12 protein-coding genes are annotated in these 12,994 nt (G+C 65.9%); 8 read left to right on the forward strand and 4 right to left on the reverse strand.

From position 1 onward, the window contains the following. Window positions 1-3: 3 nt before the first annotated feature. Complete coding sequence (locus BG457_RS15585; RefSeq protein ID WP_071798325.1) at window positions 4-1,872, forward strand: amylosucrase; 1,869 nt, start codon at window positions 4-6, stop codon at window positions 1,870-1,872. Between the two features lie 60 nt (window positions 1,873-1,932). Here BG457_RS15585 and BG457_RS15590 read toward each other — a convergent pair whose 3' ends face one another. Continuing rightward, entirely contained in the window at window positions 1,933-2,664 is a 732-nt protein-coding gene (locus BG457_RS15590) for a GntR family transcriptional regulator (protein WP_071798327.1), read from the reverse strand. Window positions 2,665-2,765: 101 nt separating this feature from the next. Here BG457_RS15590 and BG457_RS15595 point away from each other — a divergent pair, with 101 nt between their 5' ends. The 5 genes from BG457_RS15595 (at window position 2,766) to BG457_RS15615 (ending at window position 8,743) form a co-directional block, all read left to right on the forward strand. Beyond that, window positions 2,766-3,764 (forward strand): Ldh family oxidoreductase, encoded by a 999-nt coding sequence (locus BG457_RS15595; protein WP_071799228.1) that lies wholly within the window; start codon window positions 2,766-2,768, stop codon window positions 3,762-3,764. Window positions 3,765-3,787: 23 nt separating this feature from the next. After that, window positions 3,788-4,078 carry a UxaA family hydrolase gene (locus BG457_RS15600; RefSeq protein ID WP_071798329.1) on the forward strand — a complete coding sequence of 97 codons (291 nt, stop codon included), beginning with the start codon at window positions 3,788-3,790 and terminating at the stop codon, window positions 4,076-4,078. Between the two features lie 12 nt (window positions 4,079-4,090). Beyond that, the gene (locus BG457_RS15605) at window positions 4,091-5,272 is read left to right on the forward strand and encodes a UxaA family hydrolase (RefSeq protein WP_071798331.1); all 1,182 of its coding nucleotides are present in this window, start codon (window positions 4,091-4,093) and stop codon (window positions 5,270-5,272) included. A 75-nt stretch (window positions 5,273-5,347) separates the two neighbouring features. After that, window positions 5,348-6,358 carry a YeiH family protein gene (locus BG457_RS15610; protein ID WP_084657676.1) on the forward strand — a complete coding sequence of 337 codons (1,011 nt, stop codon included), beginning with the start codon at window positions 5,348-5,350 and terminating at the stop codon, window positions 6,356-6,358. A gap of 93 nt (window positions 6,359-6,451) precedes the next feature. Then, window positions 6,452-8,743, forward strand: coding sequence for a DEAD/DEAH box helicase (locus tag BG457_RS15615; protein WP_071799229.1), 2,292 nt, complete (start codon window positions 6,452-6,454; stop codon window positions 8,741-8,743). Window positions 8,744-9,050: 307 nt separating this feature from the next. Here BG457_RS15615 and BG457_RS15620 read toward each other — a convergent pair whose 3' ends face one another. Beyond that, on the reverse strand, window positions 9,051-9,518 hold the full coding sequence (locus BG457_RS15620) for a hypothetical protein (protein WP_071798334.1): 468 nt from the start codon (window positions 9,516-9,518) through the stop codon (window positions 9,051-9,053). A gap of 186 nt (window positions 9,519-9,704) precedes the next feature. Here BG457_RS15620 and BG457_RS15625 point away from each other — a divergent pair, with 186 nt between their 5' ends. Both BG457_RS15625 and fabD read left to right on the forward strand, forming a co-directional pair. Then, window positions 9,705-10,124, forward strand: a complete 420-nt coding sequence (locus BG457_RS15625; protein ID WP_071798336.1) for a SufE family protein — start codon at window positions 9,705-9,707, stop codon at window positions 10,122-10,124. A gap of 130 nt (window positions 10,125-10,254) precedes the next feature. Beyond that, entirely contained in the window at window positions 10,255-11,184 is a 930-nt protein-coding gene (gene fabD, locus BG457_RS15630; protein ID WP_071798338.1) for an ACP S-malonyltransferase, read from the forward strand. A gap of 6 nt (window positions 11,185-11,190) precedes the next feature. On the opposite strand, the gene BG457_RS15635 is transcribed toward fabD, so the two are convergent. Beyond that, window positions 11,191-11,751, reverse strand: coding sequence for a lipid-binding SYLF domain-containing protein (locus BG457_RS15635; RefSeq protein WP_071798340.1), 561 nt, complete (start codon window positions 11,749-11,751; stop codon window positions 11,191-11,193). Window positions 11,752-11,873: 122 nt separating this feature from the next. Next, the gene (hemB, locus tag BG457_RS15640; protein ID WP_071798342.1) at window positions 11,874-12,866 is read right to left on the reverse strand and encodes a porphobilinogen synthase; all 993 of its coding nucleotides are present in this window, start codon (window positions 12,864-12,866) and stop codon (window positions 11,874-11,876) included. Window positions 12,867-12,994: the final 128 nt, after the last annotated feature.

The raw sequence follows: 12,994 nt of genomic DNA on the forward strand, positions 1-12,994 counted from the left end.
GCCATGGCCCGCACTGCGCCCGCCTCCGAACTCTATGATCTGCGCGCCGCGCGCAGCGCGCCCGATCTCTGGCCGATGCTGGAACGGCTCTATGGCGGCCATCCCGACCTTGCCGCCATGTCCGCCGCGCTCCGCGACGAGATGGCGCGGGCATGGAAGGCCCGTCCCGCAGATCTGAAACGCCTCGATCTGCAACGCGATCTCGAACCCGACTGGTTCCTGCGCCCCGATATGGTGGGCTATGCCGCCTATGCCGACCGTTTCGCAGGCTCGATCAGCGCGATCGAGGGCAAGCTCGACTATCTCGACGGGCTGGGCGTGCGTTACCTGCATGTCATGCCTTGCCTGAAGCCCCGCAAGGGGCCGAATGACGGCGGCTATTCGGTGCAGGATTACCGCCGTATCAACCCGGCCTTAGGCAGCATGGCCGATCTCGAACGGCTCGCGCGCAAGATGCGCGGGCGGGGCATGTCGCTCTGCGTCGATCTGGTGCTGAACCACACGGCGCGCGAACATGACTGGGCGCAAAAAGCGATTGCGGGCGAGAAAGCCTATCAGGAATACTATTACATCTTCGATGACGACACCCTGCCGCGCCAATATGAACAGACGCTGGTCGAGATCTTCCCCAATGACGCGCCGGGCAGTTTCACCTTCGTGCCGGAACTCGGCAAATGGGTCTGGACCACCTTCCATGAACATCAATGGGATCTGAACTGGTCGAATCCTTGGGTGTTTCTGGAAATCTCCAAGATCATGCTGTTTCTGGCCAATAAGGGCGTGGATGTGCTGCGCCTCGATGCCGTGGCCTTCATGTGGAAACGCATGGGCACCCGCTGCCAGTCCGAACCCGAAGTGCATATGATCCTGCGCGCGCTGCGCGCCGTCTGCCGCATCGTCGCGCCCGCCGTGATCCATCTGGAAGAAGCCATCACCGCGCCCGCCGAAATGCTGACCTATCTGGGCACGGGCGAGCATGACGGGCGCGTGGGCAATCTCGCCTATCACAACTCGCTGATGGTGCAATACTGGTCGGCGCTTGCCTCGCGCGACACCAAGCTGATGCGCCATGTCCTGGCCACGCATTTCCCCGAACGGCTGAGCAACGCCACTTACGTCACCTATCTGCGCTGCCATGATGATATCGGCTGGGCCGTGACCGATGAGGACGCCGCCGATCTGGGCTTTTCGGGCGCGGCGCATCGCGCCTTTCTGTCGGATTTCTACGAGGGCAGCTTTCCCGGCAGCTTCGCCAAGGGCGCGCTCTTTCAGGAAAACCCGGCCACCGGCGACAAGCGCATTTCGGGCACATTGGCCTCGCTCACCGGGATCGAGTCCGGCCCGGAACAGGCGGAACTTGCCGTGCAGCGCATGCTGCTGGGCGTGGCCCTGATCGCCAGCTACGGCGGCGTGCCGATGATCTATATGGGCGACGAGATCGCGCTTGCGAATGACTGGTCCTATCTCGACAATCCGCTGCACGCCCCCGACAGCCGCTGGCTGCACCGTCCGGTGATGGACTGGGACAGGGCCGATGCGGCCGAGAGTGACCCGGCCAGCCCGCAAGGGCAGGTGCTGCAGGGCACGCGCGCGATCCTGCACCGCCGCGCCGCCTTGCCGCAGCTTCATTCCGGCGTGCCGACCCGCATCCTGCATCCCGAGAATACGCAGGTTCTGGCCTTCGCGCGCCTCGCTCCCACCGGGCCGGTGCTCTGCCTGTTCAACTTCACCGAAGCGGTGCAGCGCATCCCCGAGGGTTGGCTGCGCGCCCAAGGGGCGGAAAAGATGCATGATCTGCTCTCGGGCCATGATATCGGCCTGCATGACGGGGCGCTGGTGCTCCTGCCCTATGCGCGGGTCTGGATGATCTGAGGGCTGGCCGCGAGAGGTGTAAAGACCCGGCCTATGGCCGGGGCGCCCCGCTGCGCGGCCTCACACCTCGACCCGATAATGCAGCCCGTCTGTCTTGATCCAGGAAAGGCGCAACTCCACAGGCTGTTCCGAATAATCCAGCGCCACCCGGCGCACCAGCAGGACTGGCGCGCCCACAGCCAGACCCAGTTCGCGCGCACAGGCCCCGGTCGCACGATCCGCCGTGATCTCTTCGCGCGCGCGATGCACGGTCGCGGCATATTCGGTCTGGTAGAGCTGATAAAGCGTGTTCGGCAGCACCTCCGGCCAGGTCTCCAGCGCCTTGAACCGCGCGGCATCCAGCAGGATATGCTCATAAAGGATCGGCACCCCGTCGCCTTCGCGCACGCGGGTAATGCATAGCAGATCCGCCCCCGGCTCGACCCCCAGCGCCTGCGCCTCCTCGGCATTGGCACTGCGCCGCCCCCGCGCCAGTACCCGGCTTTCGGGGCGCAGCCTGCTGCCATCGGCGCGGCGCATGTTGAAGAAGCGAAACAGCACCGCATCGCTGTCATGGCTTGCGACCACCGTGCCCTTGCCCTGACGGCGCAGCACCACCCCCTCGGCGGCCAGATCCAGCAGCGCCTTGCGCAATGTGCCCACCGCCACGCCATAGTGTTCGGCCAGTTTGATCTCGGGCGGCAGATAGGTTCCGGGCGACCATTCCCCGGCTTCGATCCGGGCCATCATCAGATCACGCAACTGCCGGTGCAGCGGCTGGGCAAAGGGACGCGCGGGGATTGGGCGGGGCATAGGGGGCCTTTCGGGGATGGGCGTTGACACTTCTCTATTATATAAACTATACAGCTTTCAAGCAACGGTTTTCGTGAGTCGTCCGCCCCACAGGAAGAATGATGACAGAGCTTGAAATATCCCTGCAAACCGCGACCGAACTGGCGCTTTCGGCCTTCACCACTGCCGGAATGCCCCAGGAGCTGGCCCTGCCTGCTGCCCGCGCGCTGGTCATGGCCGAGCGCGAGGGGCTGCCCTCGCATGGTCTGGCGCGGGTGCCCTTCTATGTGGCGCAGATGCGGGCAGGTAAGGTGCGGGCTTCGGCCGCACCGCAGGTCACAACAGATGGCGCGGTGATCCGCGTCGATGCCGGTTTTGGTCTGGCTTTTGCCGCGATCGAGGCCGGTGCGCAAGCCGCCCGCGCTGTCACCCGCGATCTGGGCGTGGCCGTGGTCAGCGTCACCCATTCGCATCATTTCGGCGTCGCAGGACAAGCGGTCGAACCTTTCGCCCGCGAGGGTCTGATCGCGCTGGCCTTCGCCAACGCCCCCGCCGCGATGGCCCCCTGGGGCGGCAATCGCGCGCTTTACGGCACCAATCCCGTGGCCTTTGCCTGCCCGCGTGCGCAGGGTGCACCACTGGTCATTGACCTGTCGCTCAGCCATGTCGCCCGCGGCAAGGTGATGCTGGCGCAGAAGGCCGGAAACCCCATCCCCGCCGATTGGGCGCTGGACCCGGATGGCAACCCCACGACCGATGCCGATGCCGCGATGGCGGGCACCATGCTGCCCTCGGGCGGGGCCAAGGGCGCAGCCCTTGCGCTGATGGTGGAATTGCTGACGGCAGGGCTCGCCGGGGCACAATTTGGCTATGAAGCCAGCTCGCTTTTCGACGATCAGGGCCCGCCGCCGGATCTCGCGCATTTCCTGCTGGTGCTGGACCCGGCGCGCTTCGCCCCCGGCTTTGCCACGCGCGCCGAAGCGATGTTTCAGGCCATCGAGGCACAGGAGGGCGCGCGCCTGCCCGGCTCGCGCCGCGCCACCGAACGCGCCGCCCGCGCCACGACACTCCGAATTTCCCGGACCCTGCATGACACGCTTGCAGATCTGGCCACCATCTGACCGACCTGAAGGGAGAGAGCACCATGACCACCCATCCGCAACTGCTTGTCCATGGCAAGGCCGATAATGTCGGCGTCGTCGTGGTCGAGGGGCTGACCGCCGGCACTGACATGCTTTGTGTCTGCACCGAGGATAACAGCGATTTCCGCCTGACCGCGAAAGCCGATATTCCCATCGGCCACAAGGTCGCGCTGCAAGACCTGCAGGCAGGCGATACCGTCCTCAAATATGGCGAGGATATCGGCAAGATGGTGGGCGCGGCGGAACGCGGCGGCCATGTCCATACCCACAATCTTAAAACCAAGCGCTGGTAAGGGGGAACGATCATGGCTTTTGATTTCACGCAAGAAACCGTCAAGGCTTGGCGTCGCGAGAATGGCCGCGTCGGCGTACGCAACCATGTGCTGATCCTGCCGGTCGATGACATTTCCAATGCCGCCTGCGAGGCTGTGGCCAATAACGTCAAGGGCACGATGGCCATTCCCCACGCTTATGGGCGTCTGCAGTTCGGCGAGGATCTGGATCTCCATTTCCGCACCATCATCGGCACTGGCGCGAACCCGAACGTGGCCGCCGTCGTCGTCATCGGGATCGAGCCGGAATGGACCAAGATCATCGTGGACGGCATCGCCAAGACCGGCAAGCCGGTCGAGGGGTTCTGGATCGAACAGAATGGCGATTTCGAGACGATCCGTCGCGCAAGCTGGAAAGCCAAGGAATTCGTGCATTGGGCCTCGGAACTGCAGAAGGAAGATTGCCCGCTGACCGATCTCTGGGTCTCGACCAAATGCGGCGAGAGCGACACCACGACCGGGCTTTCCTCCTGCCCGACCGTCGGCAATATGTATGACAAGCTCCTGCCGCACGGGCTTTACGGGGTGTTCGGCGAAACCTCGGAAATCACCGGGGCCGAGCATATCTGCGAAAAGCGCGCCGCCAATCCCGAAGCAGCGGCCAAATTCATGAAGACCTGGAAAGCCTATCAGGACGATGTGATCGAGCAGTTCAAGACCTCGGATCTCTCCGACAGCCAGCCCACCAAGGGCAATATTCTGGGCGGCCTCACCACCATCGAGGAAAAGGCGCTGGGCAATCTGGAAAAGATCGGCCGCACATCGACCTATATCGACGTGCTCGAACCGGCAGAAGCCCCGGCCAAGGGGGCAGGGCTCTACTTCATGGACACCTCTTCGGCGGCGGCGGAATGCGTGACCCTGATGGCCGCTGCGGGCTATGTCATCCACACATTCCCCACCGGGCAGGGCAATGTGGTCGGCAACCCCATCGTGCCGGTGATCAAGATTTCCGGCAACCCGCGCACGCTGCGCACCATGGCGGAACATATCGATGTCGATGTGACCGGCGTTCTGACCCGCGAAATGACCATTGATCAGGCGGGTGACGCGCTGATCGAGATGATCAAGCGCACCGCCAATGGCCGCATGACGGCAGCCGAGGCGCTGGGCCATCGCGAATTCTCGATGACCAAGCTCTACCGCTCCGCCTGATCCGGCGCATCTGTCATGACGCAGGGGCGGGCTGCAAGGCCCGCCTTCCTTCTCCCGCGCCCCCGAGAGGCCCGAATGACCCCCATCGCTCGCCTGCGCGCCTTCGCCACGCCCCTCGCGCCGGGGCTGATGCTGGCCGCGACCATCGCCGCTGCAGCAGCCTTCCTTGGCGCGCATTACGGTGCGCCGGTGATGCTGTTTGCGCTTCTGCTCGGCATGGCGTTCAACTTCCTGCATCAGGACGGCCCCTGCCGCGCAGGTATCGAATTCGCGGCGAAATTCATCCTGCGGCTGGGGGTGGGGCTTCTGGGCATCCGCATCGCGCTTGATGACGTTGCGCAGATCGGGCTGACGGGCGCGGGCGTGCTGGCGGGGCTGATCGTGCTGACCATCGCGACCGGCTTCATTGTGGCCCCGCTCTTCAGGCGCCAGTGGCGTTTCGCGCTCCTGACCGGGGGCGCGGTGGCGATCTGCGGGGCCTCTGCCGCGCTCGCCATCGCCGCCGTCATCCCGCGCAATGACAAGACCGAGCGCAACACGCTCTTTACCGTCATCGCGGTCACGGCGCTCTCGACCATCGCCATGGTCGCCTATCCGCTGCTGTTTCAGGCGCTGGGCTTCACCGAAGTGCAACAGGGCTTCCTGATCGGCGCCACCATTCACGATGTGGCGCAGGTGGTCGGCGCAGGGTTTTCGGTCTCGGATGCCGCGGGCGAAATGGCCACCATTACCAAACTCTTCCGCGTGGCCATGCTGCCCGTGGTGCTGGTCGCGATCGTGCTGCTGCTGCGTGCAACCGGCACCGGGGCAGGGCAGGGCAAGATCCCGCTGCTGCCATGGTTCATGGTGCTGTTTCTGGCCCTCGTGGTGCTTGGCAGCGCGGTTGATCTGCCCGAGCTTCTGGTGCTGAAGCTTGACACGATCTCGCGCGCCTGCCTGATCACCGCGATTGCGGCGCTGGGCGTCAAGACCTCGCTCAAGACGCTGACCGCCGTGGGCGGCGGCCATCTGGCCATCGTGGTGATCGAGACACTGGCGCTTCTCGCCCTCGCCATGGCAGCACTCCACTGGCTCAACCTGTTGTGATGGGGATTCCCGCTCGACACTCTGGCCCGCTTGCCCTATAGCGCGGGGTTTGATGCGCACCTTGCGGGTGCCAGCCCCAAGGATTCCCTGACGATGATCGCTACCCTGAAAGAAGCCCTCACCGAGCGCGGCTTCGACACGATGACCGATGTGCAAGAGGCCGTCACCGCGCCTGAACTGGCCGATGCCGACCTGCTTGTTTCTGCGCAGACCGGATCGGGCAAGACCGTGGGCTTCGGCCTTGCCATTGCGGGCACGCTGCTGGGCAGCGACGAGCGCTTCGGCCCGCCCGCCCTGCCGCTGGCGCTGGTGATCGCCCCCACCCGCGAACTGGCCTTGCAGGTGCAGCGCGAGTTGCAATGGCTCTATGCCAAGACCGGCGCCAAGGTCGTGTCCTGCATCGGCGGCATGGATGCGCGCGACGAGCGCCGCGCGCTGGAACGCGGCGCGCATATCGTTGTCGGCACGCCGGGGCGTCTGCGCGACCATATCATGCGCGGGGCGTTTGATATGTCCGACCTGCGCGCTGTGGTGCTGGACGAGGCCGATGAAATGCTCGATCTCGGCTTCCGCGAAGACCTCGAATACATGCTGGGCGAAGCGCCCGAGACCAAGCGCACGCTCCTTTTCTCGGCCACCGTCCCGCCCGCGATTGTCGAGATCGCCAAGACCTATCAGCGCGACGCCGTGCGCGTGACGACGATCTCGCGCGGCGTGCAGCATAGCGACATCTCCTATCAGGTGGTCAAGGTCGCCGCCTCCGAGGCCGAACACGCCATCATCAACCTGTTGCGCTTCCACGATGCGCCTGCCTCGATCGTCTTTGCCAATACCCGCGCCACGGTCGCGCGTCTGGCGGCACGCTTTGCCAATCGCGGCCTCTCGGTCGTCAGCCTTTCGGGCGAACTCAGTCAGGATGAACGCAGCCACGCGCTGCAATCGCTGCGCGACGGGCGCGCGCGGGTCTGTGTGGCCACCGATGTCGCCGCACGCGGGATCGACCTGCCCAATCTCGATCTGGTGATCCATGCCGATCTGCCGATGAATACCGAAGCGCTCCTGCACCGCTCTGGCCGCACCGGTCGCGCCGGGCGCAAGGGCGTCTCGGTCCTGATCGCGCCGGATCGCGCCGCAGCCAAGGCCGAGCGCCTCTTGAAATGGGCCAAGATCAACGCCGAATGGGTGCCCCCCCCCACCGCCGAGGAAATCCTTGCCCTCGATGAACAGCGCCTGCGCGAAGCCCCGGTCTGGCAGGGCGAGATGACCGAGGATGAGGCGCGTTTCGCCGCAGACCTGCTCACCGAGCGCAGCCCCGAAGAAATCGCCGCCGCCTGCCTGCGCCTCTACCGCGCGGGGCTCTCCGCGCCCGAAGATATCGAACTGGCCCCGAACCCCAAGGCCCGCCCCGAGCGCGCCGCTTTCGGCCCCTGGGTCTGGTTTGAACTCTCGGTGGGTCAGGACAAACGGGCCGAAGCGCGCTGGCTGCTGCCGATGCTGTGTCGTGCCGGAAATCTCGACAAATCCAGTATCGGGCGGATCAAGGTGCAGACCAGCACGACCGCTGTGGAAATCGCCGAAAGCGCCGCCCCGGCGCTCATCGCGCGTCTGGGCGACAGTGGCGTGCTGGAAGAAGATATCACCGCCCGCAAGCTCGACAGCGCCCCCGACGATACCCGCACCCCGCGCGCCGCACCCCGGCCCGAACGCCGCGAGCGCCCGCGCGACGACCGCCCCGCACGCCCGCGCGATGATGCGGCGCCGAAGCCCCGCTGGTCCGACGCGCCCGAAGGTCCGCGCAAATCCGCGCCGCGCCGCGATGGCGAGACCCCCAAACCCCGCTGGTCTGATGCGGGTGACGCCCCGCGCAAACCCTACAAACCGCGCCCGTCCGACGCGCCCGAAGGCCCCGCCCGGACGCCGCATCGCGCCTTTGCCGAAGATCGCGCGCCGCGCGCCCATGGCAGCGACAGCGCGGATGCCCCGCGCAAACCCCGCCACGCCAAACCCGCGCGCCCCGAGGGCGGCAAGAGCTACGGCACCCCCCGCCCACAGGGCGGCAAGCCGACATACGGCACCGACCGGCCTAAAGGCCCGCGCCCCAGTGGCCCGAAAGGCGCACGCGGCAATGACCAGACCCCGCGCAGCAATGACGCCGCGCCCGCCCGCGCCGAGGGGGCCAAATTCCGCGCCGGTGCCGCCAATGTCTCGCAGCGCATGGAACGCCCCGGCAGTGCCAAGCCGAAATCTGGGGGCAAACCCTTCGCGGGCAAGCCGGGCGGGGCAAAGCCCGGTGCAGGGAAATTCGGTGGCCCCAAACCCTCTGGCTTCAAGCCGCGCGGCCCGAAGCCCGGCGGCGGTAACACGCCCCCGCGCCGCAAACCCTGAGCAGTCAAGACAAATCCCGCACCGGCCCATAGCCGATGCGGGATTTTTCATGGCGCTGGATAGCGATTGCCGCCCCGGAACCGGGCAGGGACCGCAACTGGCGCCCTTCCCGATCAGCCTGCGCCTCAGCCCGCTTTCGGGCCCCCAGACTTCAACTTACCCAACTTCGTCTTGCCGAAAAATACTCTCACTGAGTGGCAACGGGCCGCAAGGCCCGTCCCCCGTCAACAGCGCCTGCGGCGCAGCCTGCCCAGGCTGGTTGAGGTGCACTCTGAGCGGCAGAAGTCCCGCGCCTGTCGCATCAGCCTCAGCGTGACACTGTGCGCGCATTCTGCGCGCCGCGCACGATGATGCGGCTTACTCCCTGCAGGCGGGCCGTGGAAATCTTGACCCCCGCCGTCACCGTGCGCGAGGCTTCGGTCGACACGGCAGTCGGCCCACGCGGCGCGGCCAGAACGAATTCATAGATCAAGGCGCCGTCCAGCGGGCGCTCGTCATTGACCGGGCGCAGTTCCGCATCCCACCAGCCCTGCGTCTGCGTCACACCGCTTGCGCGCAGCAGTGCGCCCCCGGTGGTTGGAATGACTTCCATCTCGGTCACGACAGGCACCAGCGCGCGCCGGTCAACGGTCGTGTCCCAGCCTGCGCGCGGGGCCAGCGTCTCGGTGCTCTCGCGGCCGAACCAGTTCATCGGATTCAGGCGCGACTCGCGCATCGTCCCGCAGGCCCCAAGGGCAAGCACCATGGCCAGCGCGGCGAGAAGGGGCTTTGTCATGGAGAGTCCTTCCGATGGATCATGGAAAACGGTTTGGACTTTGGGTAGCGCAATAACGCCGCTTTGAAAAGTGCCTCGCAACAGCGCAAGGGCTTTTGCGGCGCAATCATGGGCGGGGCGCAGGGCTCTGGACCTTTGGGCCGCCAGAGCTTAGCTATCGGGCGAAAGTGAAGGAAGACCGCACCGATGGCCACAGCCCGTTTCGAGGAAATCGCCGAAACCTTCGAGTTTCTGGACGACTGGGAAGACCGCTACCGCCATGTCATCGAGCTTGGCCGCGCCATGCCACCGATGGACGCGGCGCTGAAATCGCCCGCCACCAAGGTCGAGGGCTGTGCCAGTCAGGTCTGGATCCATCCGGTGGTCGAGGGGGAAGGGCCCGAGGCGCGGTTCGATTTCGCAGGCGACAGCGACGCGATGATCGTGCGCGGGCTGATCGCGGTGCTGCATGCGCTCTATTCCGGCCTCAAGCTGCGCGAGGCCGCACAGGTCGATGCGATCGCTGAGCTGGCACGGCTGGGGCTGGATGAGCATCTCTCCTCGCAGCGCTCGAACGGGTTGCGCGCCATGGTGGGCCGGATCCGGGCGCTGACCTCGGGCGCCTGAGGCGTCAGCGCGGACGGCGCGCCGGATCGTGCCGTTGCAGTGAGTATTTTTGGCAAGAAAATGAGCCAAGGCTTGCGCATTTGCAGGCTTTGCGTCTATGCCGTGCCGACAGGTTTTCAGGGGAGTGAGCATGAGCCGCGCATTTGTTTTTCCGGGTCAGGGGGCGCAGACGATTGGCATGGGCAAGGCTCTGGCCGAAGCCTATCCTGCGGCCAGAGCCGTCTTTGACGAGGTGGATGCAGCACTTGGCGAGAAGCTCTCAAGCCTGATCTGGGACGGCGACATTGCGGACCTGACGCTCACCGCCAATGCCCAGCCTGCATTGATGGCGACCTCGCTTGCCGCCCTGCGCGCGCTGGAGGCCGAAGGCGTGGCCGTGACGGATGCGGCCTTTGTGGCGGGCCATTCGCTGGGCGAATATTCGGCGCTGGCGGCAGCGGGCGCGCTGGAGATCGGCGATGCCGCGCGGCTGCTGCGCATCCGGGGCCGCGCCATGCAAGAGGCGGTGCCAGTGGGCCTGGGCGCGATGGCAGCCCTGCTGGGGCTCGATTTCGCCACCGCGAGCGAGGTTGCGGACGAGGCCGCGCAGGGCGAGATCTGTCAGGCCGCCAATGACAATGACCCGGCGCAGGTCGTGGTCTCGGGCCATAAAGGCGCGGTCGAGCGCGCGGTCGAGATTGCGAAAGCGCGCGGCGCCAAACGCGCGCTGATGCTGCCGGTCTCCGCGCCCTTCCATTGCGCCCTGATGCAGCCCGCCGCCGAGGCGATGCAGGCGGCGCTTGCGGATGTGACCCTGCGCGCGCCCCTCGTGCCGCTGGTCGCCAATGTCCGGGCCGAGGCCGTGTCCGACCCCGACATGATCCGCGCGCTGCTGGTCGAGCAGGTCACAGGTTCGGTGCGCTGGCGCGAGTCGGTGGCTTGGATGGCCGGGCAGGGCGTGAGCGAATTCTGGGAAATCGGCGCGGGCAAGGCGCTGTCGGGCATGATCAAGCGCATCGCGCGCGAGAGCGCGACACGCAATTTCGGCACACCCGAGGATGTGGCGGCGGTAAACGCCTGATCCCTCTCAGGGGATGATGCGGGCGTATTTCACGCCAGCGAGCGAGGCGCCCGCCATGATCCCCGACTGGCCGAACACCACTGCGATAACGGGTGAGAATTGCGTCGTCGTCTCGGTCCCCATCGAGCCGCCCTGCGTGGGCGTCGCATAGCGCAGATCGGCGCTCGCGGCCCAGCCCGGCGAATAGCGGAAATCCGACAGCGCCTGTTCGGTCATGAAAAACAATGCATGGGCATATTGCTGCGCCCCGGCCTGCAGCCCGAAACTGGCGCGGGTGGCGGAATAGTAATCCACCGTGGCGTCATTGATGCGCAGCGCGCCGCGCCCATAGGCCCCGCCAATGAACAACCCGCCCTCGGTCACGACCGGAATATAGAGGATGCCGCGGGCATTCTGGAACAGCTCGTTCAGCCCCGGATAATTCGAGCGCAGATAGTCGCGTGCCGCATCGACACGGGCATCCAGATCCGCCGCGCCCTGGCTGCCGATCGGATTGGAACAGGCCGCAAGCGCCGCAATCGCGGCCAGCCCGGATGTTGCGAATACCCGCCGGTTCATCTGTGTCATGTCTCTGCCTCTGCTCATGGTGCCTGACGCACTCTCGGTATTGTCAAGTGATAGCCTGAAAACAGAGGCTTGTCACCCGCAACAGGCCCTGCATGGGCCGAATCGGCAAGGCTTCGCCGCGATCAGCCGCGCAGGGCGCGCGCCACGCGCGGCGCGAAATAGCTCAGCACCCCGTCACAACCCGCGCGTTTGAACCCCATCAGGCTCTCAAGCATCACCTTCTCGCCATCAAGCCAGCCATTCTGCGCCGCCGCCATCAGCATCGCATATTCCCCCGAGACCTGATAGGCGAAGGTCGGGCGCTGGAAGCGATCCTTGGCCGCGCGGCAGATATCAAGATAGGGCATTCCGGGCTTGACCATGATCATATCCGCCCCCTCGGCCAGATCGCGCGCGATGCAGGCAAGCGCTTCCTGCGCGTTGGCCGGGTTGATCTGATAGGTCGCCTTGTCGCCCACCAGACGGCCAGAGGCGCCCACCGCATCGCGGAAGGGGCCGTAAAAGCCGGAGGCGAATTTCGCCGCATAGGACAGGATCGCGACTTGGCTGTGACCCTCGGCCTCCAGCGCCATGCGCAGCGCCCCGATCCGGCCATCCATCATGTCGGACGGCCCAAGGATATCCGCCCCCGCCTCGGCCTGCGCCAGCCCCATCCTCACCAGCGCGGCGACGGTTTCGTCATTGACGATTTCGCCATTGACCACCAACCCGTCATGCCCGTTGGCATTGTAAGGGTCGAGCGCGATATCGGTCATCACCATCAGATCGGGCAATTCGCGCTTCAGAAGCCGGATCGCGCGATTGGTCAGGTTCTCGGGATTCCAGGCCTCGGCACAATCCTCGGTGCGCAGGCTCTGATCGGTATAGGGAAAGAGGCAGATCGCGGGAATGCCGAGATCATGGGCCTCTTCGGCGGCCTGCAGCATCCGGTCAAGCGACAGCCGGGCAACACCGGGCAGCGAGGGGATCGGCTCTTCCACCCCCGCGCCATCGCGGATGAAGACCGGCCAGATCAGGTCGCGGGCGCTCAGGCCCTGTTCCTGCACCATCTCGCGCAGGGCGCGGGTGCGGCGCAGACGGCGCATGCGGGCAGCAGGAAAGGGGGCAGGGGTCATGGGTCCGGGCCTCTCAAACAGATGTCAGGGACTTGGTGCCATGCGATGGAGCGGAAGGGAAGCCCTCTCGGCTGGGGTAGGGTGCGTGGTCACCACGCACCCTACGGCGCTTCACCCGATCTTAAGTA

Source organism: Natronohydrobacter thiooxidans (assembly GCF_001884735.1).
In the GTDB taxonomy this organism is placed as follows: domain Bacteria; phylum Pseudomonadota; class Alphaproteobacteria; order Rhodobacterales; family Rhodobacteraceae; genus Roseinatronobacter; species Roseinatronobacter thiooxidans_A.

Excerpts from the sequence above, each read along its gene's own strand:
- BG457_RS15585 (WP_071798325.1), top strand. The coding sequence starts at position 4 with ATGGCCCGCACTGCGCCCGCCTCCGAACTCTATGATCTGCGCGCCGCG.
- BG457_RS15590 (WP_071798327.1), bottom strand. The coding sequence starts at position 2,664 with ATGCCCCGCCCAATCCCCGCGCGTCCCTTTGCCCAGCCGCTGCACCGG.
- BG457_RS15595 (WP_071799228.1), top strand. The coding sequence starts at position 2,766 with ATGACAGAGCTTGAAATATCCCTGCAAACCGCGACCGAACTGGCGCTT.
- BG457_RS15600 (WP_071798329.1), top strand. The coding sequence starts at position 3,788 with ATGACCACCCATCCGCAACTGCTTGTCCATGGCAAGGCCGATAATGTC.
- BG457_RS15605 (WP_071798331.1), top strand. The coding sequence starts at position 4,091 with ATGGCTTTTGATTTCACGCAAGAAACCGTCAAGGCTTGGCGTCGCGAG.
- BG457_RS15610 (WP_084657676.1), top strand. The coding sequence starts at position 5,348 with ATGACCCCCATCGCTCGCCTGCGCGCCTTCGCCACGCCCCTCGCGCCG.
- BG457_RS15615 (WP_071799229.1), top strand. The coding sequence starts at position 6,452 with ATGATCGCTACCCTGAAAGAAGCCCTCACCGAGCGCGGCTTCGACACG.
- BG457_RS15620 (WP_071798334.1), bottom strand. The coding sequence starts at position 9,518 with ATGACAAAGCCCCTTCTCGCCGCGCTGGCCATGGTGCTTGCCCTTGGG.
- BG457_RS15625 (WP_071798336.1), top strand. The coding sequence starts at position 9,705 with ATGGCCACAGCCCGTTTCGAGGAAATCGCCGAAACCTTCGAGTTTCTG.
- fabD (WP_071798338.1), top strand. The coding sequence starts at position 10,255 with ATGAGCCGCGCATTTGTTTTTCCGGGTCAGGGGGCGCAGACGATTGGC.
- BG457_RS15635 (WP_071798340.1), bottom strand. The coding sequence starts at position 11,751 with ATGACACAGATGAACCGGCGGGTATTCGCAACATCCGGGCTGGCCGCG.
- hemB (WP_071798342.1), bottom strand. The coding sequence starts at position 12,866 with ATGACCCCTGCCCCCTTTCCTGCTGCCCGCATGCGCCGTCTGCGCCGC.